We start from the raw sequence: 20,484 nt of genomic DNA, 5'->3' as shown, positions 1-20,484 counted from the left end.
GTCGCGGCAGCGTTTCAGCTATGCCGCCACGTGTCGTGGCAACAGTCGTTCGTATTCGCCCCGCACTGCGAGGTAGCACTCGCAAGCCGCGTCCTCGACACCCGAGCGGCTGAGGACGGTGATATTTCCCGCCTTGAAGCTGATGAGCCCCTTCGTCCGAAGCTCATTCTCGGCATCGAGCACCACGTCCCGCTTGACGCCCAGCATGTTGGCGATGAGCTGCTGCGTCATCCTGAGCTCGTTGGCCGGCAGCCGGTCCAGACTCAACAGCAACCAGCGGCAAAGCTGTTGCTCCAGAGTGTGGTGTTTGTTGCACGCCGCGGTTTGCACCATCTGAGCGATGAGCGCCTGCGTGAACCGGAGCAGTAAGTGCATTACGGGCGCCTCTTGGAATTCCTCTTTGATGATGGCCGCTGGCAGCCGGTAAGCCTGACCCGCGTCCTGCACCACGGCACGACTGGAAGTGGATTCGCCACCCATGAAAAGGGGAATCCCAACCAGTCCTTCGAAGCCGACGACCGCGATCTCCGCCGACTCGCCGTTCTTCATCACGTACAGCATCGAAATGATGGAAGTCGTCGGGAAGTAAACATGGGTCATCGTGCTGCCGGGCTCGTAGAGAACCTCTCCGAGCATCAGATGCACGAGTTCAAGTTGGGGCAGCCAGCGCTTCCACTCGGCCGCAGGCAGCGAGGCGAGCAGATGATTCTTCTTCGGGTCGGAACGAGTCATGAAAGTTCGCTTGAGTTGCGGGTAGATAGCGGGAGGCAAGTCGGTCTTTCAGACACCCTAGCGGCGAGCAAGCCGGGCCGTCTGTACGTTGACGCACGCGCAGCGCGGCTATATCGCTTTCAGGGCAGGCAACAAGCGGTCGTATTCCTTCTTCACCACCGCGTAGCACTCGCAAGTTCTCTTCTCGAGCCCGGGCCTGTCGAGAACGGTGATGTGCCCACGCGCGTACTGAATGAGCCCTGCCTTTTGGAGTTTCAGGGCTGCCTCCGTCACTCCCTCCCGGCGAACGCCGAGCATGTTGGAGATGAGTTCCTGCGTCATGACCAGCTCGTTTCCGGTCAGCCGGTCCAGGCTGAGCAGAAGCCAGCGGCACAGTTGCTGGTCCAACGAATGGTGCCGATTGCAAACCGCGGTTTGCGACATTTGGGTAATCAGCGCCTGCGTGTACCGCAGGAGCAGATGCAACACCGGTGCAAATTTGAACTCATCTTTGAGTACGCTCGACGGAATTCGATAGCCTTTCCCGGCACTTTGAACGACTGCTCGACTTGGGGTTGATTCGCCGCCCATGAAAATCGAAATACCCACCAAACCTTCGTTCCCGACAACCGCAATTTCTGCGGAGTCACCATCCTCCATGACATACAGCAGAGAGACTATGGCTGTCGTCGGGAAGTAGACGTATTCGAGCGTCGCACCTGACTCGTAAAGCGCGGTGGCCAGCTTGAACGTGACCAGTTCTAGGTTTGGTTTCCAGCGCGCCATCTCCGCAGCGGGAAGTGCTGCCAGAAGGTGGTTGTGTTCCGGCTTGGTCAATGGCATCCACAATCCTTCCCCGCAGGACGGAGGTGCCACGGCGTCTCACTGTATCGAGGGGAAAGCTTTCTGTTTGTTCGCTGCCGCACATACAGGCAGGTTAATTACTGCTGGAACAGGCGTTCGATGGCCGCAGCCCGACGAAGGACTGCCTGTACTTACCGATTGCGGCGAACGGCGTCTGGGCGCGCCAACGGATGGGTCATGATGCGAAAAGCGGCATTCAGCACGCGAATCTGTCCCGGGAGGCCGTCGACGATGACAGGGGAGCCCCTGCCACATTACGTACCCGAATGATGATCCGTGCCAAGCCGCTCACCATCCCGCCGAGCAGGCCGGCGATGCCGGTCAGCAGGAACACGGGTGCTACGGAGAAATGGATCGCCTGCTGGGACGAGGAACGTAGTCTCGGGTGCCTCCATCGGAGTGTCGGAACCCCGTGGGTTGAAGCCGAGACCATGATTTCCTCGCACGATCAAAGTCTGTCAGTGCGCAGACGAACAAAAGCAAGTACGCGCGCCAGTCACCGAAAGTTCAACTTCGACGACGGTGAGTTCGCTGGCGCACAGACCGAACATCTCATCACCTCCACGCTCGGTGCACACCTCTGAGCGGAGAAGACAGAATGAAGAGAATTCGCATCGTCAAGCAAGCATTCGAGTCGATTCATCGCGTGGCCGGCAGCACACTGTTGGCGGCCATCGTAGTGAGCCTGCCAGCGTGCACGTCGATGGGAATCGGCAACGGCACGCTCGAACCCGGTGACGCACCGGTGACCTTTTCATGGATCAGCAAGGACTCGGGAACCAGTGGCACCATGTCGGCCATCGTCGGGGACAACCCCGCTTCAGCGGGCACTGGCAGCACATTCAGCGGCCCGTTTCTGCAGGTCACCAGCAGTGCCCGCACGGAGTCCCTGGAGCCCATGTGGAACGGCTGGAGACGCGGCTGGAACGACTGGGGCTATTGGGGCATGTACCCCGAGACCGCCTTCACGACGCACTACTCTGGCAAGGTGGTGGCCAACCTGAGAGGCCCCGACAACCAGTTGCTGCGCTGCCGCTTCCACCTCAACACGCCGGCTGCCGGCATGAAGGGCGGAGGGCAGGGAGAATGCCAGTTCGCCGGCGGCCGCTCGGTGGATGCCGTCTTCCCACGCTCCTGACGCCAACAGGCCGGATTTTCGGCATCGCTCCCTTTCTGTGTCCCCGGCCGCACAGCCTGGCTCCCGTGACTGCCCCGCCGCGGCGATCTGCTGGCGGCGCCAGGCGGAGACGTCGATGCTGGGCACCTTCTCCTGCTGAGGTCTACTGCGCAAGTGGAGCAGATGTCAGGGTTCCCGCGGAGCTGAGCGACGGATTCGACGGCTGGGCACGTGCAGGGTGTTGTGCTCAACTCAACAGGTGGCTGCAGCCTCGCAAGGCCGTCGACCTGATGGACAAAGATCTGCACGGCGTCTTGAGCGCAGCGAGCGCTGACCGGTTCATTGCGGTTGAATGAATGGGCAAAGCCGTCGTCACGGTCGATGGCGCCAACTTCAGTACCCTCGAAGGATTCTTCGACGAGTTTGAACGGCGGGTTCTGAAGGGGAAGGCGTGGGGCCGCAACCTCGACGCCTTCAACGACGTGCTGCGCGGCGGATCGGGGACACCGCTGGGCGGCTTCGTGTTGGTCTGGAGACACCATGCCCTGTCGCGGCACCGCTTGGGCTATGCGGAGACTGCGCGCCAACTTCGCCGCATGCTCGCGACAGGCGACTCACACAATGAGATCGACACTCGCCGTGACATCGCCGCCGCGGCGTCATGCCAAGGCAGTACCGTCTTCGACTGGCTGCTGGACATCATTCGCGCACACGGCCTCGGCGGCGACGAAGCCGAAGACGGAATCGAACTGCTGCTTCGGTAGGCTGGGCGTCGGGCTCGTCGCGCCATCCTATGGCGGCCGGCGCCCGTTCAAGTCAGGCCGTCTGCGCCGGGCTGTCCAAATCGGGGGCTGCGTCGCTGTCGAAAACAGCCAGATCGGTTTCACCCAATGCGCGACTGACCACCGTGCCTGCGGTGATTGCACCGCTGACGTTCAGCGCCGTGCGCCCCATGTCGATCAGCGGCTCGACCGAGATCAACAGACCTGCCAGGGCGACCGGCAGGTTCATCGTCGACAGCACGATCAGCGCTGCGAAGGTGGCGCCGCCTCCGACGCCCGCGACACCGATGGAGCCGAGCGTGACGACAGCGAGCAGTTGTGCGATGAAGCTGACCGTGAAAGGGTCGATTCCGACCGTCGGCGCAATCATGATCGCCAGCATGGCAGGGTAGATCCCTGCACAACCGTTCTGGCCGATGGTGGCGCCGAACGAGGCCGCAAAATTGGCGATCCCTTCCGGAGTGCCCAGGCGCTTCGTCTGGGTCTGAACGGCCATCGGAATCGCACCCATGCTCGAACGCGAGATGAAGGCAAAGGCGAGCACCGGAAAGAGTTTCGAGGCGAAACGCAGTGGATTCAACCCGGCTGCTGCGACCATGCCCAGATGCACGCAGAACATCAGCGCCAGTGCACAGTACGAAGCCACGACGAAGCTGATCAGTTTCAGGGTGTCGGCGTAACTCGACTCCGCCACGACCGTGATCATCAACGCGAAGACACCGTACGGCGTCAGCCGCAGCACCAGCGTCACCATGCGCATCACAACGGCCTGCGCGACGCTCACGAAGTACGCGAACGAAGCGAAAAGGAGCGGCTTCTTCGTGGCGATGCCGGTCGCCGACAGCCCTACGAACACCGAGAAAATGACGATCGCAATGGTGGAAGTCTTGCGCGCACCCGTCAAATCGAGAAACGGATTGGTCGGGACGAAACTCAACAGCAGACTCGGTACGCTGACCGCATTCGCGCTCGCCATCGAGCCCTGCAGATAGTTGCCGCGCGCAACTTCAGCAGCGCTGGACGTGAGTCCGATTGCCGTGAGACCGAACAGCTTCGCCATCAGGATGCCGATGGCCGCCGCGACCATGGTGGTCGCGAGCAACGTCCCGATCGTCAGCGCACTGATCTTGCCCAGCGAAGCCGCATCCTTCAGTTTGAGAATCGCGCCGATGATCGACACCATGATCAGTGGCATGACGATCATCTGCAGCAGCTTCACGTAGCCTGTGCCGACGATATCGAGGTACGAATTGGTCACCGTGATGATCGGGAATGTCACGGCATCGCCGGCATAGATCAAGTGGATCGCGGTACCCAAGGCGATGCCCAGAGCCAGCGCGGTCAGCACCCGTACGGTGAATCTCGCGTCGCGGCGTTGCTGGCGGTACATGAACGCTATCAGTCCGAGCGCAACCGCCAGATTGATCAGGATGCACAGGGTCGCACTCAGGTGCAGAGGGTTGAACATTGTTGGGTCAATTTTTGGCGCGTGTACCGCTATCGGGTTGTCACTCCGCGATCTGCCACCTGTGGTCGAGCTGTCGCTACCAGCCCCCAACCGCGAGCGTGGCACCGATGCTTGCCGACCGGGAAGCGCAAGCCTATGCCGACCGAACGCACTCGACTGTGCGCAAGCGCACCCAGTCGGCTCTGTTTCGCGTTGGCCACCACGGCACCAATGCCAACAAGACGGACACCGCGCGCATTGATGCAGCGCCCGCAGGTACTGATGCGTGTGTTGCCGCACAGACCGGACCGTCCGCGACGCTCAGGCTCGAAAGCCCATCATCTATCGGAGAAAAGGCCATGAAGACAGACAGCCAACTGCAGCAAGACGTGATCGCAGAATTGAAGTGGGAACCCTCGGTGACCGCCCCCGGAATCGGCGTCGAGGTCAAGGACGGCATCGTGACCCTCGCCGGCGAGGTGAGCAGCTACGCGGAGAAGTTGAACGCGGAAAGCGCAACCCAGCGTGTCTGTGGCGTCAAGGCGCTGGCCACCGAATTGAAGGTCAAGCTTGCGGGCAGCGGCAAGCGCAGCGACGGCGACATCGCCAAGTCGGTGGAGAACGTTCTGGAATGGACGACCTGGGTGCCGGACAACGCCATCAAGGTGTTGGTCGAAAACGGATGGGTGACCTTGTCCGGAAACGTCGACTGGCAATACCAGAAGCAATCGGCGACCGACAGCGTGCGCTTTTTGTCCGGTGTCACCGGCGTGAGCGACCAGATCGCGATCAAGCCGAAGTTGTCTGTCAGCGCCGTCAAGTCCGACATTGAGGCTGCGCTCAAGCGCAGCGCCGTGGCGGATGCGAAGAAGATCTCGGTCAACATCAACGGCTCGAATGTGACACTGACCGGCAAAGTGCACAGCTGGAACGAACGCGAGACCGCAACGATGTCCGCATGGGGAACGCCGGGCGTGCGCAGCGTCATCGACGAGATGACACTCGAGTACTGAAGATGAGGCCGCGGCGGCGCGGGTGATTCCCGCCGCCGCGACGCTCTCCGCTACGGCCGCAAGGTCAGGGCCGCATCGAAGGCTTGGCGCAGCTTCTTGTTGACCCGGGGCAGGCCATCGACAACGTCCTTGGCCCAATCGAAATACGCCTGCTTGCGCTTGAGCGGCCAATCCTTGGGTGGATGCGTCGCGATGTCCCGCAAGTTGCAGGTCTTGTCGGCGAGCCTGACGATTGCCGCACGCTTGCTCAGTTGCGGCGCGCGCTCGACCTGCTCGCGCTTGCGCTGCACCTTCGGCAGCATCTTTTCGTCGGTCATCTCCTTGACGACGCCGGCCACCTTCTTGCCGAACCGCTCGACGAGTTCCTCGAAGGTGGTCTCGGTGTCTTCGACCGTGTCGTGCAGGACAGCGGCGATCAGGGTCTTCAGATCGGACACGCCTCCTTCAGAGGACAGAACTTGGGCCACCTGCAAGGGATGGTTGATGTAGGGGCTTGACTCCGCATCCTTGCGTCGCTGGTTGCGGTGCTTCTCCGCTGCGAATGCGATGGCGTCGAGCAAGTCGGCATATCGACTGGACATCACTCGCTCCGGTCGCGCGTCAGGTCGATTTCGAGTCAGACGAAATCGCAGACTTCATCTGCGCGTATTCGGCGTGCGTGATCTCGCCGCGGGCATAACGCTGGCTCAGGATGTCAATGGCTTCTTGTTGCTGCGGTCGGCCATAGAACCGGTGCACCCGGTACGTATAGCCCCAGTTCCCGACGCTGGAGAACAGCAGGATCATGACGCCGAACCACAGAAACCAGCCCCAGCCCGAGTACCAGTCGGCCCAAATACATGTTGCCCATTTCAAGCTCCTTCGATGGATGGTGTCTCGGTCCATACAACTTGGCCAGCGCCGGATTGACACTGGCCGCTCAGGACCTGTCCGTCACTTTGTTCCAGCTTGAGGCGAGGGTCTGTTCGCTTGCGCACGGAGACGGCGATCAAGCGCCCGTCAGCCGGCCGTCGATCACCTCGATGGTCTTATCGCAGCGCGCGGCCAGGTCGATGTTGTGCGTCACGAACAGCACGGTCGTGCCGTGTTCGGTGTTGAACTGGCGCAGCAGTGCAAACACCTCGTCGGCGCTTTTCGTGTCGAGGTTTCCCGTGGGCTCGTCGGCCAGCAGCAGCGCCGGCCCCATGGCCAGCGCGCGAGCAATGGCCACGCGTTGCTGTTGGCCACCACTCAGATTGCCGGCCAGGTTGTTCTGCCATGTCGTGAGGCCCACACTGGCAAGCAGCGCCTCAGCGCGCACCCGCATCGCGTCGTTGGCAAACTCGTCGGCTCCCAGCATCGGCATCATCACGTTTTCCAGCGCCGTGAACGCCGTGATGAGGTGGTGGTACTGAAAGACGAAGCCGATGCTGTGGCCGCGCAATCGCGTCAGCGCCTTGTCGTCCAATCGGGTCGTCTGCTCTCCGCACACGTCGAGCGTGCCCGACGTGGGGCGGTCGAGCAGGCCGACGATGTTGAGCAAGGTGCTCTTACCCGAACCCGACGGGCCCACCACGGCGCAGAACTCGCCGTGGAACACATCGAGGTCGATGCCGTGCAACACCTCTGTCTCGATCGGCAGGCCCACGTTGTAGGCCTTTCGAACGCCCCGCATTTGCACCACCATGGAAGGCACTGCCGCTGCCGGCTTGACTGGCGCCATGGCCGGCGCAGCAGGCATCGCGATCGTGGCGATCTCAGCCACGGATCGCCACCACCGGGTCGAGCCGCGCTGCACTGCGCGCCGGGGCAAAGGCGGCGACCAGGCCCGTCACCGTCGCCAACACCAAGGCCGCGCCAAAGAGCTTCGGGTCCATAACCAATGGGAACAGCGGCGTACCGTCGGCGTTCTTCGCGAGTCGCTGCCAAAGAATCAGGCCCAATGCGCCAATGCCGCTGCCCAGCACCGCGCCGCTCAGCGCGAGCAAGCCGCCCTGCAGCAGGAAAAGCCTCAGGATCTGCGCCCGAGAAATGCCCATCGCGCGCAGGATGCCGATCTCGCGCGACTTCTGCACCACGACCACCGCCAACACGCTGGCGATGCCGAAAGCGACGGACAGGCCGACGAAGAAGCGGATGGCGGTGTTGGCGGTGGTCTGCGCGCTGACAGCGGTGAAGAACTGGGCGTTGGTGGTGATCCAGCTGTCCGACTCCACGCCGGTGGCGGCCGTGATGCGCTGCGCGATGGTCTCTGCGGCATACACGTCGCTCACGGTCACCTCCAGGCTGCTCACGCCACCCGGCAAGCCCAGAAGGCTTTGCGCGGTGCGCAGCGCGACGAAGGTGCTGCGCTGGTTCGCGCCCTTGTTGCCCAGGTCGAAGACGCCGCAGATGGTGAGGGTGCTGGACGCGACAGCATCGCCCGCGCCGGTCGTGACCCTCAGCTTGTCGCCCACGCCCACGCCGAGATCGCTTGCCAGCTCGGTGCCGATCAGGATGTCGGTGCCCAGGAGGCGCGTGCTGCCGCGCACGATCTTTTCGCCCAGATCGACGATGCGGAAATACAGCGCGGGCTCGATGCCGGTGAGCGTGATCGCGCGCGTGGTGCTGCCGCGCACCACCAGGGCCGAGCCGGCCGCCACCGGCGCCACCACCATCACCGCGGGCATGGCCTGGATCTGCGCCGAAACCGCCTGCCACTGGTCGATGGATTTGAGTCGCTGCAACGGCGCCTGCACGATGGCAGCTTCGACCTCGCTCGCCGAAGCCGCAGAGCCATTGCGCAAGGGCCTCGAGACCTGTTTGGGTGGCAACAACTCGATGTGTGCCGACGCCGAGAGGACGCGCTGGATGAAGTTGGATTGCAGGCCCGCCATCAGCGCCGACATGAAGACGATGACCGCCACGCCGATCGCCACGCCGGCGATGATGAACGCTGTCTGGAGACGGCCCTCGCGCAGAAAGCGAATGGCCACGATCCATTCGAACGGCAGGCGGCTGCTGAACATCGTGCTTCCCTGTTCGGCTCACGGCGGCGCGGAGGCCGAGGCTGCAGCGATCCGAATGCGCGCGCCAGGGGTGATCGTGGCCGGCGTGACCACGAAGGTATCGCCCTGCCCCAGCCCGCTTGTCACTTCGGCGAGGCCTCCGCTGCGCAAACCCAGTTTCACAGGTATGCGCACCGCGTGCCGGCCCTCGACGCGCAGCACCCACGGGGCCGCACCGTCGGAGTCGTGAACGGCCGCGAGGGGCACGATCAAAGCCTTGGGCCGCCGTGCGACCTCGATGTCCACCGACACGGTCATGTCCTGCTTCAACACGGCGGGCGGGGTAGCGACGTCGAGCTTCACCTCCACCGCACCCGTGGTCGCATTGATGCCGGGATTGATGTACGCCAACTGTGCGTTGAAGCGCTGCGTCGGGTACGCGTCGGCCGACGCGAGCGCGCTCTGGCCCAACGCGAGCAAGCCCAGATTCTTTTCGTCGATCTGCACCACCAACTGGGTGAAGCCGCGCGGCGAGAGCGTCATCAGCACCTTGCCCGGCTGCACCACATCGCCCACCTCCACGTTGCGCGCGATCAGCGTGCCGGCAACCGGTGCACTGATCGCGGCATAGCCAGCACGGGCACGGGCCGCCTGCGCGCTGGCTTGCGCCCCCGACAGATCGGCCACCGCGAGCGCACGGTCGCTGCCGGTGGCGCCGGTGGTGTCCAGCTGCATCCGGGTCGCGCGCATCTGGGCATCCGCCAGTTCGCTGGTCTTGCGCGCATCATCGAGTGCCGCCTGCCCGACGAAGCCCTTTTCAAACAGCTCCTGGTTGCGCGCCAAGGCCGCGCGGGCGTTCTCCAGGGTGGCCTGAGACTGTCGCAGCGTCTGCGCAGCCACGGGTGCCTGCACCTCCTGAAGCTGTCGCAAACGCGCCCTGGCCTGCGCCACGGCGGCGTCGGCCTGCCGCCCAGTCGCGGTCAGCTCTGCGGCATCAAGTTCCACCAGCAGGTCGCCAGCTTTCACGGCCTGACCTTCTGCAACCGGTACGCGCAGCACCGTGCCGGTGATTTGCACGCCGACATCCAGCCGATGCGGCGCTTCGACATGCCCACTGGCGACGACGCTCTGCACGAAGTCGCGCCGCAGCACCGTGCCGGTGATCACCTGCGGCCCCAGCCACCAGCGCGCCAACACTGCAGCCGAAACGGCCAACGCAACCAGCACGGCCATCGCCTGCGCACGGTGTCTACGAACGTAAGACGGTTTGGGCTTGGCCGGCGCCAGGGCCGCGGCCGCAGGAACATCCGTATCGCCAAGCGCCGGATCCCTCTTCTCCTCGGGCGCGTTCACGCGGGGAAGAACCAAGGGTCGCTCACCGAGCGCCTTTGTGATCCTTTTGTCCGGTGTTCTTGTGGCGGCCCAAGACCTCGTTCGGTTCGACCGGCCGCGTCTGCGGGCTCGGCTGCTCGTTCGGGTTCGGGGGACGCCCCGGCACGGGCGCGGGTTCGGGGCGGTGGTTCTTCTGGGTCATGACGATGTTCCTTTTGAGGGGTGCATTCGGCCGCACGGAAATTGACTGTGTGTAGCGAGCCAGCGTACCCAAGAGTTGCCCGATGGACTGTGCGGTAGCCAACACGGGGCATTGCAGTGGACGTGAGGTGCGCGTTCGCTGCCCGACCGACGACAGAAGAGGCACAACGACGCCTTGCATCGGTCCGTGTGAACGCACTGGCGGATGCGGCAAGGCATCCGGTGCGCGCGCCCGGGAGGTTCCGGGTGTCGCGCCTATCGAAGCTCGTCAGGCGGCGGTAACCAAGTCGAAGTGGCCCATGGCCATCACGAAAACCGAGGTCGACGAGCGCGCCAGCTCGGCTGCGGCGATGATGTCGTCGGCGCTCGTTCGATAGACCGGCGCGCCGGACGCGGCCGCCGCCGAACAGTGCGCCACCGTATCGCCACAGGCGTCCAGCAAACGAACATCCAGCGTGGCGCCGCGAAGTCCCGCGACGGCCATGCCGTTGATCAGGGTGATGTCGACGATGAACAGCAAGCCACGCCGGCCGACCGCGGCCAGCAGACTTGACTGACCGCGAGGCGTCGGCCGGGACTGCAGATCGCAGTGCAGTCCGACGGCTTGAAACCGAGGCGCCAGCTCACGCAGGCAGGCATCGACCTGCGGCGCAACCTGCCGCGAAATGCGAGGCAAGGCAATGTCCCAATCGGTATAGCCCGGGAAGGCGGACTGCGAAGATGGCTTGCCCATGGGTGCCTTCGGAAGGGTTGCTGGTGCGCTGTGCGCGCGGGTGATTGAACACAAGCAACCCCATTGTCGGAAATGCGCTGACCTGCAATGCCTGGAAGTGCCCGGCGTTCACCCTCCAATCCCACTGCGGGAATGCTCGACCGTTCTGCAGGTGCGCCATCGCACAGACAGTTCGGGGCAAGCTGCTCAAGACGTCCGGTCCCTAACAACGATCGGAAGAGACCACCATGAAGACGGACAGCCAACTGCAGCAGGACGTGAGCGCAGAACTGAAGTGGGAACCCGCGATCGACGCCGCGCGCATCGGGGTCGAGGTGAAGGACGGCGTCGTGACCCTGAGCGGGCAGGTCGACTCCTACGCCGCGAAGTGGAGCGCCGAGCGCGCAGCGCAGCGCGTGTCAGGGGTCAACGCCCTGGCCATCGACCTGAAGGTGCAACTCTCCGGCCTGGGTGTGCGATCCGATGGCGATATCGCCAGGTCGGTGGAGAATGTGCTGGAATGGACTTCCACGCTGCCCGCCGGCGCCGTCAAAGTAAAGGTTGAAGGCGGGTGGGTCACCCTGTCGGGTGAAGTGGATTGGCAGTTCCAGAAGCAAGCCGCAACAGACGCCGTTCGACATCTGATGGGCGTCACAGGGCTCAACAACCAGATCAATCTCAAGCCCGCGGTGATCGCCAGCGATGTCAAGTCGGACATCGAAGCTGCCTTGCAGCGCACGTCAATCGCAGACGCCAAGAAGATTTCAGTCGAAGTTCAGGGTTCGGATGTCACGCTGGCGGGCACGGTCCAGAGCTGGGCCGAACGCGAGACCGCAACGAATTCTGTTTGGGGCACCCCGGGCGTCTTCAACGTCATCGACCGGATGCATCTCTCGTACTGAAGACCTGAGGGCCGGCAGGCTGGTCGCAGCGCGCCATCGCACTCAATTCGGCTGGTCTGGAAGGTGCGGCGCACGCAACTCTCGCCACTCGCCACCCTGCCTCGTGCAACTCCACGCAATACAGACGCGCAGCAGCCTGGATGCGTTGCCAAGCCGCGTCACGTTCGGTGTCGCTCACACCTTTGACTTGCCCGAAACGCGCCACAGCGTTTCGGACATGGCTCGCGTTCTCCAGCGGCTCCTTGCGTTGCGCCGGAAATGCAAACTGACGCGGGGGAATCGCGTTTCGTTCCTCAGAGGACAGCTTGGGCATGCGAGGCTCCTTCCATTCGACACGTGTTGACGTCCTCATTCGGCCATCGAATCCGAGCCGTGTCCGTCTGGCGCCGCACCGACCACCGAAATCGCGCCAGTTGTGATGAAGAACTGTCGACCAATTGCAGCCCGCTCGCTCGCCGTTCGTCATCGCCCAGCAACCAGCACAAGCGATTCGCCGCTGCACCGCCTTCAGATCGGGGAGCAGCCGGTCATATTCCCTCTTGACCACGGCATAGCACTCGCAGGTACGGAGCTCCAGAGCGGGGCGATCGAGCACGGTGATGTGCCCACGCACGTACCGGATCAGCCCTGCCGTCTGCAGTTTCAGAGCCGCCTCCGTCACGCCCTCGCGGCGCACGCCCAGCATGTTGGCGATCAGTTCTTGCGTCATCACCAGATCGTTGCCTTGAAGCCTGTCCAGGCTGAGCAAGAGCCAGCGGCAGAGTTGTTTGTCCAAGGTATGGTGACGATTGCACACCGCCGTCTGAGCCATCTGCGTGATCAACGCCTGTGTATAGCGCAGCATGAGATGCATCACAGGGCCGGAGCGATTGAACCCCCCCTTCATCGCACTGGCGTTCAGGCGTATGCCACGGCCAGCGCTTTGCACCACAGCTCGGCTCGGCGTGGATTCGCCGCCCATGAACAGCGAGATGCCGACGACGCCCTCGTTTCCCACGACCGCGATCTCCGCCGACCCGCCGTCTTCCATCACGTACAACAGCGAGACGATGGCGGTGGTCGGAAAGTAGACGTGGCGGAGGATCTTGCCGGATTCGTACAGCACGAGGCCAAGTGGCAAGTCCACGCCTTCCAGCTGTGGCAGCCATCGCTGCAATTCAGCCTCAGGCAAGGCCGCCAGCAGATGATTCGCCAGCGCATCTTGCGACGCCACTTTGAAGCTCGATGGCGCGTTGGCCGGAGGCTCGGACAACTTCACTCGGTCGGATGTGGCGAATTTCATGGGACCGGCTAAACGCCTTGGTGAGAACCCTGTGTAAGACAGCGCACAAAGCTGGAGTCAGCCAGTGCCGCGGCACGTTCCCATGTTGCCTAGCGCACAGACCGTGCGTCGGATCGCGAATAGCTTCGCTCCGACGGTCCATCGCCGCCAGGGTCCGAGTTTTGACGAACTCAACACCGAGACGCCGCATCCTCAGACTGCCATCCGGTTGCTTCGGTCGAGCGGCGTTGAAGGAGGGCTGAACCACCAACGAGAAAGTTCTGCGCCATGCCCCAAAGCACCACCGTCAATCGCCGCATTGTTCTGAACGCAAGGCCGCACGGAGCGCCCACCGCAGGAGACTTCCGCACCGAGAGCGATCCGATACCAAGACCGGAGGCCGGTCAGGTCTTGTTGCGCACGTTGTACCTGTCGCTCGACCCGTACATGCGCGGCCGCATGAGCGATGGGCCGTCGTACGCCGCGCCCGTGGCCATCGGCGAGGTGATGGTCGGTAGCACGGTGTCGCGCGTCGAGGTGTCTCGACATCGCGATTTCAAGGTCGGTGAGCTGGTGCTGGGCTACGCCGGCTGGCAGGACTACGCGCTGTCAGATGGGAAGGGACTGACCTCGCTTTTTCCCGAGGAGCCACATCCCTCGCGCGCACTGGGCGTGCTGGGCATGCCGGGGTTCACGGCCTACATGGGCCTGCTCGACATCGGCAGGCCGGTCACTGGTGAAACCGTCGTTGTCGCCGCGGCGAGCGGCGCAGTCGGCTCCGTGGTCGGGCAGATTGCCAAGATCAAAGGCTGCACCGTGGTGGGAATCGCGGGTGGCGAGGACAAGTGCCGCTACGTGATTGACGAACTGGGATTCGACGCCTGTGTCGATCACCGCGCGGACGACCTGCCCGGCCGTTTGGCGGGAGCGTGTCCGAAGGGCATCGACGTGTATTTCGAGAACGTCGGCGGTGCGGTGTTCGACGCCGTGCTGCCACTGCTGAATACCAAGGCGCGTGTGCCGGTGTGCGGTCTGATCGCAGCGTACAACGCCACCGCGTTGCCTCCGGGCCCGGACAGGCTGGGCCTGCTCGTCGGCACGCTGCTGCGCAAGCGCATCCGGATGCAGGGCTTCATCGTCTTCGACGACTACGCGCCGCGCTGGAGCGAGTTTGCGGGCGCGATGGGCGAGTGGGTGCAGGAGGACAAGGTGAAGGTCCGCGAGGACATCGTCTTCGGTCTGGAGAACACTCCCGAAGCCTTCATCGGCCTGCTCGAAGGCAGGAATTTCGGCAAGCTGGTCATCCAGCTCGCACACGAATGAAGCACGCATGAACCCCACCCCACCACTCCCGGGCGATCTCGCATGAACATTTTGATGGTCCTCACCTCCCACGCCGAGCTCGGCAACACGGGCCGCACGACAGGCTTCTGGCTCGAAGAGTTCGCAGCACCCTACTATGTGTTCACGGATGCCGGCGCCACGCTCACGTTGGCCTCGCCGCTGGGTGGCCAGCCGCCGCTCGACCCCAAGAGCGACGACGCCGCGTCGCAGACCGATGCCACGCGCCGCTTCAAGTCCGACAAAGCCGCGCAGTCGGAGTTGGCCGCGACGGTGAAGCTGTCGACGTTGAAGGCGAGCAAGTTCGACGCCGTTTTCTATCCCGGAGGGCACGGTCCCTTGTGGGACCTGGCCGAAGACGCCGCGTCGATCGCGCTGGTCGACGCGATGATCGCCGCAGGCAAGCCGGTCGCGGCCGTATGCCACGCGCCCGGCGTGCTGCGACATGCGCGGGCGCCGGACGGCAGGTCGCTGGTGAAAGGCAAGAACGTCACCGGCTTCACGAACACCGAGGAAGCAGCAGCGGGACTGACCAAGGTCGTGCCGTTCCTGGTGGAAGACATGCTCAAGGAACATGGTGGCCAATATTCGAAGGCGGCGGATTGGCGGCCGCATGTCGTGGTCGACGGCCTTCTGATCACGGGCCAGAACCCGGCCTCCTCCGAGCACGCGGCCACTGCGCTGCTGGCCAAACTCCGAAGCGTGTAGGGCAACCCATGTCTGTTGACAACGCACAAATGCGATTATCCCGGGCATCGAACGCGCACACCGATGCCGCCCTTTGCATCCTCAAGCGCATGCTGCACCTTTTCGTCGGCGGTGCTGACCTGCGCCTCTGGAATGACAATTCATACAGCGTTGCCCGGGGGGCGCCGGCGTTCACGCTGGTGCTGCGCGACCCGATGCTGCGGCGCAACTTGGTGAGCACGCGCAGCGCGGTGCAAGGCGAGGCATCTAGAACGATGAGTACGCTCCTGTCACCAGACAACGTTTGGCTGCCACCGATCCTTGGATCGCCGACAAGCAGGACGCGACAGTGCGCTCCCACAGTTCGGACCGGCGCGGACTGCGCCGTACTCCTACACGCTGCGCAATGCCCACCCGTTGTCGCTTCAGCCCCTTCTTAATCGTTTCTATTCACTACCCCAGAAGAACGTCATGTCACACCCCCATTCCGAATCTGATGGCTGGTCAGTCGAAGGCCTTTTCCTGCAGCTGATCTACAGCCGCAAAGGCGCCATCGAAGGCTTGCTCATCGACACAAACGGTATCTCCACCCAGTTCGTCACAGAGCCGCATGATGCGTCGGTCGCAGCGCAGTTGACCGGCCTGCGCGTTGGCCAGGCATTGGTGATTGAAGGGATCGAGCCGGCTCCCTCGTCCAAGGGAGAGCCGGCGCACTCGGTCTACGTTTTTGACCGCTTGGTGTCAGTCAACGGCAAAGTACCGACTGCGCCTCCAGCAAACGAAGACGCCATCGGCACGGTAGTGCATTTCAATTACGCGAAGCACGGCGCTGCCAACGGTGTGGTTCTGGACAATGGCGATTTCGTCCATACGAGACCTCATGGTCTCGCTGTACTGAAGCTCAAGGTCGGCGACAAGGTCAAGGCGGAAGGTCCGGCGCGTCCACTCGCCACCGGCACCGGACGCGTTATCGAAGCCATGCGGATCAATGGCAAGTTGGTCGCACCGGCGCACTGACTTACAAGTCGAGCGGAACCATTCAGTTGTCAGGTAATTCGTCGGCGCTGCGCTGAGCCGGTCGGGACTCTAAACCCAGCTCTGCAATCAGTGTCGATGGACTGCTCGTCGTTGCCGGGCATCCTGCAATATGAATGCGGCAGGCTGACTTATCTGTTTGTGTGTCGTGTTCAAACCGCCGTTCGAACCAGAGACAGAGGGGGCCGGTACGCCTTCGCACTAGCAGATCGAAAAAGTCTCGGTTATGTCTGCAAACGCACCGACGTAAATGAAGCCCGCCGAACAAACTGCCACTCCGACGGGTGTCAGCGCCTGTCTCCTTTATTTTGGGTCTGCGCCCTCCAGGAAATCACAGATGATCCACACAAGAATTTCAACTCGGTTTCCGCCTGTAACGTACGACCCAGACGAGCAAGACACCTGGCTTCCTTGTAGCCGCGCGTTCCTAGCCGTGCTGGCCACCTATCACACCACTGGCGGGACACTCCGTGCCAGCGACTTGTCCCGCCTTCTGACCCTGCGCCACACCTGCAACAGCGGAAATCTCGATGAGTTGATGCAGGAGCGGCAGATATTTGGCTTCCCGTGGAATGACTCAACCTGGATTCCAATGTTTCAGTTCGATGGGCGAGACCTGGCCGTGAAGTCTGCCGTCAGTCATGTGCGAATCGAGCTTGGTCTCGAGTTCGACGACTGGTCGATCGCGTCATGGTTTGCCCGCAGGAACGTCAGGCTCGATGACCTGCGTCCAGTAGAAGTGCTGGAAGTGTCCCCGCAGGCCGTGCTCGATGCGGCGCGTGCTGACTGCCTGATTGGCTTCGATGCCGCTGCCGGCCGGCACGCCTTGCAACACGCGTCGTCCGGCAAGTCGCAAGGCGCTGCCGCATAGCCCCAACCGATGGACAGCAAAGCAATCCTGACGTGGCTTGCGGCCTCGACATGCAATCCGTTATTGCCGGCCTTCAGACCGGAAGGCTCCCGAATGTTCACCCGCATGGGGTCCGTATCAATGGGAGTAACGGGGCCCTTCGCCGCGCTGGCCGTATGTCGACTTGGCTGATACCTGCGGCGCCATCGCTCGCTTGCCTACTGTTCGCCCTGTCCATTTGCGCGCATGTGACCTCTTCAACAGACGACTAGAAGGCCAACGACGTGTCCGCAGCATGGTCAGTTTCTGACAATGTGGGAACAGCCCGATCCACATCGATTGCCAACTGGTTGTCCCGCTTTGACGATCCGGCTGGTGGCCGATGCCTTGCGTGTCAACACAACCTTGCTGAGTTCGCAAGCGGTGCTGCGACAGTCGCGTGCAACGGGGAGGTTGGCGGCATCGACCCTCCTTCCGACGGTGGGCGGCTCTGCCTCGGCACAGCGCATCGGCAGCACGACACCCGCAGCGGGGAAAACCGTCACCCGCACATTTCAGGCGAGACTCGACGCCAACTGGGAACTGGACATTTTCGGTAGCAACCGCAGCGCACTGGATGCCAGCGAAGCCACCATTCGCGCGACCGTCGCGAACCTGGGCGACGTGCAGGTGTCGGTCGAGGCCGAAGTCGCGATGAACTACATCTTGGGGCGCAGCGCTCAGGCCCGGCTGGTGATTGCAAACGCCAACCTGGCAAGCCAGCAGGAGACGCCGCAGATCACACTGTGGCGCCTGCAGGCCAGACTCGTCACTTCGATCGAGGCCGAACAGACGGGCGTGCTGGTGCCAGCGTGCGGGACGGGCATCGTGCTAGCAAGCCACGCGCTGGCCGTGCTAACCGGCCGGGCGCACTTGCCGACCTGCTGGACAGGCTTGCGCCTGTGCCGCAGCCAACCGAAGATTTGGCACTGCGCTTGTCTGCCGAAACGCTCCGGCAGCGCGCGGATGTCCGCTCCGCCGAGCACCAGGTCGCTGCCGCGCAGGCGCGGGTCCGTCAGGCGCGGGCGGCGCGGCAACCCGGCTTCGCCATTGGCGGCTCGCTGGGCCTGAGCGCCCTGACGCTGGGCGCGCAGACCCATTCGGAATCGGTCGTGCGCACGCTCTGGGCAGCGTGAACCTGCCGGTTCGTGACGGCGGTGCCACGCTTGCGCAGGTGGATGCGCAGCAGGCCGCGCTGGAACAAGCGCAACTTGCCTACGTCGCAGCAGTGCTGCTGGCCTCGAAAGATGTCGAGGACCTTGGTCGCGCAGCGCGACGATCGGCTCAGGCTGGTGCGCCAGACAAGCGCCGCCCACGCTGCGGCCAACGCGGCCCAGTTGGCGAGTCAACGCTACAGCATTGGCTTGGTGGACTTCCAAACAGTGCTCGGGACGTAGCGCACCGCAGCTGCAATCGCTCGCGCGCAGCCGCTCGTTGCCGGCAGGGCTCAGTGACAGAGCGCGCATCATCTTGAGCAGTGCCGACGGCGAGCTGAACAAGTCGATTGCCCAACGACTCAGGCTGACCAACGCGACAATGGGCAAGAGGCGCATGCGCTTCATCGAACGACGCATTGCCGGGCTCTATGACGATGTTCGCCCGGGCAAGCCGTGCACGATCGACGATGAGCGCATCGCGCAGTTGATCAAGACGACGCTGCACACCAAGCCCGCCGATGGGTCGACGCACTGGAGCGTGCGAACGGTTGCCGCAGAGACCGGCATTTCCAAGACCAGCGTGCAGCGCTACTTCCGACTCTTTGGGCTACAACCGCATCGCAGCGAGAGCTTCAAACTCTCGACCGATCCGTTCTTCATAGAGAAGCTGCGCGACGTCGTTGGCCTGTACCTGAGTCCGGCGGAGAACGCGCTGGTGCCGTGCGTTGACGAGAAAAGCCAGTGCCATGCGCTGGAACGGACGCAGTCGATGCTCCCCATGGGGTTCGGCTACGTGGAGGGCGTGACGCACGACTACAAGCGCCACGGAACAACCACACTGTTCGCCGCGTTGAACGTTTTCAACGGCGCGGTGCACGCCAGTTGCAAGCCGCGGCATCGACATCAGAAGTTCCTGGCATTCTTGCGCAAGATCGGCAAAGCGGTGCCACACGAGTTGGACATCCGCTGCATCGTCGATAACTACGCCACCCACAGGCATCAGGCGACCAAGGCTTGGCTCCTAAGCCGGCCTCGCTGGCACTTGCACTTCATCCCGACCTACAGTTCATGGCTCAATCAGGTCGAGCGATTCTTCGCGCTGATTCCCGACAGGGCCATTCGCCGTGGCTCGTTCACCAGCGTCAAACAACTCGCGCAGCGCATCGATCATTTCGTGGCGCATCTGTACCAGCGGGACAGCACACTAGATCGCCTTGACGATGCCGACGGTCTGCGACAGCAGAAGCTGGTGGTCGGGTTGCAGTTCCATTGCACACGCCAAGGCGTCACGGTCAAACCAGGCGCCGATCACCGTGGCCGAGCCCTCAGATGCGCAGTAAAGATAAACGTTTTGCGCCATGGCGCCGGCGGTCGCAAAGGCATAGGCCTCTCGCTGCGCAACCGGAACCAGCTTCATGCGCGCGTGGTCGGCCACGAAGACCAGATCCAGCGGGGCGCTGTCGACAAAATCCTGATTTCCGGTGACGCGACGCACGTCCATCGCCATCACTAACTGCAGCGTGTGTCGTGTGTCGTGTGTCGTGTGTCGTGTCGGTTCATACAGGAACAGGCCTTGCGGCATGGCCGCGAACAGCAGAACTTCTTGCGCGTTCATCGCACTCGGCGCAGTACGTCCACCAACATCATGGCGATTGATTCCGCCAGCGGCCCAGAGCAAGTCAGACAGCGTCTGCACGGGTAATGGATGTGGCATGAATTCGCGACGGGATTGTCGGCTTGTCAAAGCTGCCATGAGTGGCATGCCACCGGTGAGCGTAGGCGAAGGTAGTTCGATCGATGCAGCCGAAGTGTCGAAAGCATTGCTCGGCGGCAGCGGCTCGAGACGGCCCAGCACGCCAAGTGCCAGTTTGGTCAGGGTGTTCATAGTCAGTCGTCCATTTCGGTGGGGTCGGCAGTGAAGCCCTCAGCGTTCAACGTCTGCGCTACGGCCACGGAGCCTCATGCTTTTTTGACTTCCTTGACTTCGGCGTCGACGACGTTGTCGTCGGCCGGCGCGCTTGCCGCTTGCGGGCCAGCCGCTGCGCCGCCGGCAGCACCGGCTGCGGC

The 20,484-nt window shown here is 63.1% G+C and carries 21 protein-coding genes and 2 pseudogenes; 10 read left to right on the top strand and 13 right to left on the bottom strand.

Translation table 11 applies throughout. The features are described 5' to 3' along the window. Positions 1-18 precede the first annotated feature (18 nt). Together RCH10_RS24260 and RCH10_RS24255 are read right to left on the bottom strand one after the other, a co-directional pair. Positions 19-732, bottom strand: a complete 714-nt coding sequence (locus RCH10_RS24260; protein ID WP_323499350.1) for a Crp/Fnr family transcriptional regulator — start codon at positions 730-732, stop codon at positions 19-21. A gap of 108 nt (positions 733-840) precedes the next feature. Beyond that, the gene (locus RCH10_RS24255; protein ID WP_323501940.1) at positions 841-1,554 is read right to left on the bottom strand and encodes a Crp/Fnr family transcriptional regulator; all 714 of its coding nucleotides are present in this window, start codon (positions 1,552-1,554) and stop codon (positions 841-843) included. A 619-nt stretch (positions 1,555-2,173) separates the two neighbouring features. On the opposite strand from RCH10_RS24255, the gene RCH10_RS24250 reads away from it, so the two are divergent. Both RCH10_RS24250 and RCH10_RS24245 read left to right on the top strand, forming a co-directional pair. After that, positions 2,174-2,713 (top strand): hypothetical protein, encoded by a 540-nt coding sequence (locus RCH10_RS24250; protein ID WP_323501938.1) that lies wholly within the window; start codon positions 2,174-2,176, stop codon positions 2,711-2,713. A gap of 335 nt (positions 2,714-3,048) precedes the next feature. Next, a complete protein-coding gene (locus RCH10_RS24245; RefSeq protein ID WP_323499347.1) occupies positions 3,049-3,456 on the top strand; it encodes a barstar family protein in 408 nt (135 codons plus the stop codon). A gap of 52 nt (positions 3,457-3,508) precedes the next feature. Here RCH10_RS24245 and RCH10_RS24240 read toward each other — a convergent pair whose 3' ends face one another. Next, on the bottom strand, positions 3,509-4,942 hold the full coding sequence (locus RCH10_RS24240; RefSeq protein WP_409054386.1) for an L-cystine transporter: 1,434 nt from the start codon (positions 4,940-4,942) through the stop codon (positions 3,509-3,511). Positions 4,943-5,280: 338 nt separating this feature from the next. On the opposite strand from RCH10_RS24240, the gene RCH10_RS24235 reads away from it, so the two are divergent. Beyond that, positions 5,281-5,934: a BON domain-containing protein gene (locus tag RCH10_RS24235; RefSeq protein ID WP_323499345.1), complete on the top strand. Its 654-nt coding sequence runs from the start codon at positions 5,281-5,283 to the stop codon at positions 5,932-5,934. Positions 5,935-5,984: 50 nt separating this feature from the next. Here RCH10_RS24235 and RCH10_RS24230 read toward each other — a convergent pair whose 3' ends face one another. From RCH10_RS24230 to RCH10_RS24200, 7 genes are all read right to left on the bottom strand, one after another. After that, entirely contained in the window at positions 5,985-6,515 is a 531-nt protein-coding gene (locus RCH10_RS24230; RefSeq protein WP_323501935.1) for an HD domain-containing protein, read from the bottom strand. Between the two features lie 19 nt (positions 6,516-6,534). Beyond that, the gene (locus RCH10_RS24225; protein ID WP_323499343.1) at positions 6,535-6,789 is read right to left on the bottom strand and encodes an SHOCT domain-containing protein; all 255 of its coding nucleotides are present in this window, start codon (positions 6,787-6,789) and stop codon (positions 6,535-6,537) included. A 133-nt stretch (positions 6,790-6,922) separates the two neighbouring features. Continuing rightward, on the bottom strand, positions 6,923-7,600 hold the full coding sequence (locus RCH10_RS24220; protein WP_323499356.1) for an ABC transporter ATP-binding protein: 678 nt from the start codon (positions 7,598-7,600) through the stop codon (positions 6,923-6,925). 70 nt (positions 7,601-7,670) lie between these two features. Further along, entirely contained in the window at positions 7,671-8,921 is a 1,251-nt protein-coding gene (locus RCH10_RS24215) for an FtsX-like permease family protein (protein ID WP_323499342.1), read from the bottom strand. 18 nt (positions 8,922-8,939) lie between these two features. Further along, complete coding sequence (locus tag RCH10_RS24210; protein WP_409054385.1) at positions 8,940-10,253, bottom strand: efflux RND transporter periplasmic adaptor subunit; 1,314 nt, start codon at positions 10,251-10,253, stop codon at positions 8,940-8,942. Between the two features lie 22 nt (positions 10,254-10,275). Further along, entirely contained in the window at positions 10,276-10,434 is a 159-nt protein-coding gene (locus tag RCH10_RS24205) for a hypothetical protein (protein ID WP_323499340.1), read from the bottom strand. Between the two features lie 267 nt (positions 10,435-10,701). Next, on the bottom strand, positions 10,702-11,166 hold the full coding sequence (locus RCH10_RS24200) for a hypothetical protein (RefSeq protein WP_323499339.1): 465 nt from the start codon (positions 11,164-11,166) through the stop codon (positions 10,702-10,704). A 227-nt stretch (positions 11,167-11,393) separates the two neighbouring features. Here RCH10_RS24200 and RCH10_RS24195 point away from each other — a divergent pair, with 227 nt between their 5' ends. Continuing rightward, a complete protein-coding gene (locus RCH10_RS24195; protein WP_323499338.1) occupies positions 11,394-12,047 on the top strand; it encodes a BON domain-containing protein in 654 nt (217 codons plus the stop codon). Here RCH10_RS24195 and RCH10_RS24190 read toward each other — a convergent pair. Both RCH10_RS24190 and RCH10_RS24185 read right to left on the bottom strand, forming a co-directional pair. Beyond that, positions 12,019-12,360 (bottom strand): DUF6582 domain-containing protein, encoded by a 342-nt coding sequence (locus RCH10_RS24190; RefSeq protein WP_323499355.1) that lies wholly within the window; start codon positions 12,358-12,360, stop codon positions 12,019-12,021. The two genes, RCH10_RS24195 and RCH10_RS24190, sit on opposite strands and share 29 nt — an antisense overlap. Positions 12,361-12,561: 201 nt before the next feature. After that, positions 12,562-13,218: pseudogene (locus RCH10_RS24185) on the bottom strand (Crp/Fnr family transcriptional regulator); the annotation flags it as partial. 378 nt (positions 13,219-13,596) lie between these two features. On the opposite strand from RCH10_RS24185, the gene RCH10_RS24180 reads away from it, so the two are divergent. The 6 genes and pseudogenes from RCH10_RS24180 to RCH10_RS24155 form a co-directional block, all read left to right on the top strand. Continuing rightward, complete coding sequence (locus tag RCH10_RS24180; protein ID WP_323499337.1) at positions 13,597-14,631, top strand: NADP-dependent oxidoreductase; 1,035 nt, start codon at positions 13,597-13,599, stop codon at positions 14,629-14,631. 42 nt (positions 14,632-14,673) lie between these two features. Then, positions 14,674-15,357 (top strand): type 1 glutamine amidotransferase domain-containing protein, encoded by a 684-nt coding sequence (locus tag RCH10_RS24175; protein WP_323499336.1) that lies wholly within the window; start codon positions 14,674-14,676, stop codon positions 15,355-15,357. Between the two features lie 396 nt (positions 15,358-15,753). Further along, positions 15,754-16,353 carry a hypothetical protein gene (locus RCH10_RS24170; protein WP_323501933.1) on the top strand — a complete coding sequence of 200 codons (600 nt, stop codon included), beginning with the start codon at positions 15,754-15,756 and terminating at the stop codon, positions 16,351-16,353. Between the two features lie 451 nt (positions 16,354-16,804). Further along, a complete protein-coding gene (locus RCH10_RS24165) occupies positions 16,805-17,242 on the top strand; it encodes a hypothetical protein (RefSeq protein ID WP_323501932.1) in 438 nt (145 codons plus the stop codon). Between the two features lie 339 nt (positions 17,243-17,581). Beyond that, positions 17,582-18,331, top strand: coding sequence for a TolC family protein (locus RCH10_RS24160; RefSeq protein WP_323499333.1), 750 nt, complete (start codon positions 17,582-17,584; stop codon positions 18,329-18,331). Between the two features lie 288 nt (positions 18,332-18,619). After that, a pseudogene (locus RCH10_RS24155) lies at positions 18,620-19,609 on the top strand (IS630 family transposase); the annotation flags it as partial. 12 nt (positions 19,610-19,621) lie between these two features. On the opposite strand, the gene RCH10_RS24150 reads toward RCH10_RS24155, so the two are convergent. Continuing rightward, a complete protein-coding gene (locus RCH10_RS24150; protein ID WP_409054395.1) occupies positions 19,622-20,131 on the bottom strand; it encodes a nitroreductase family protein in 510 nt (169 codons plus the stop codon). Between the last annotated feature and the right edge of the window lie 353 nt (positions 20,132-20,484).

Origin of the sequence: Variovorax sp. GrIS 2.14, assembly GCF_046115955.1 — a bacterium.
Classification (GTDB): domain Bacteria; phylum Pseudomonadota; class Gammaproteobacteria; order Burkholderiales; family Burkholderiaceae_C; genus Variovorax.
This window is presented reverse-complemented; position numbering and strand designations above follow the sequence as displayed.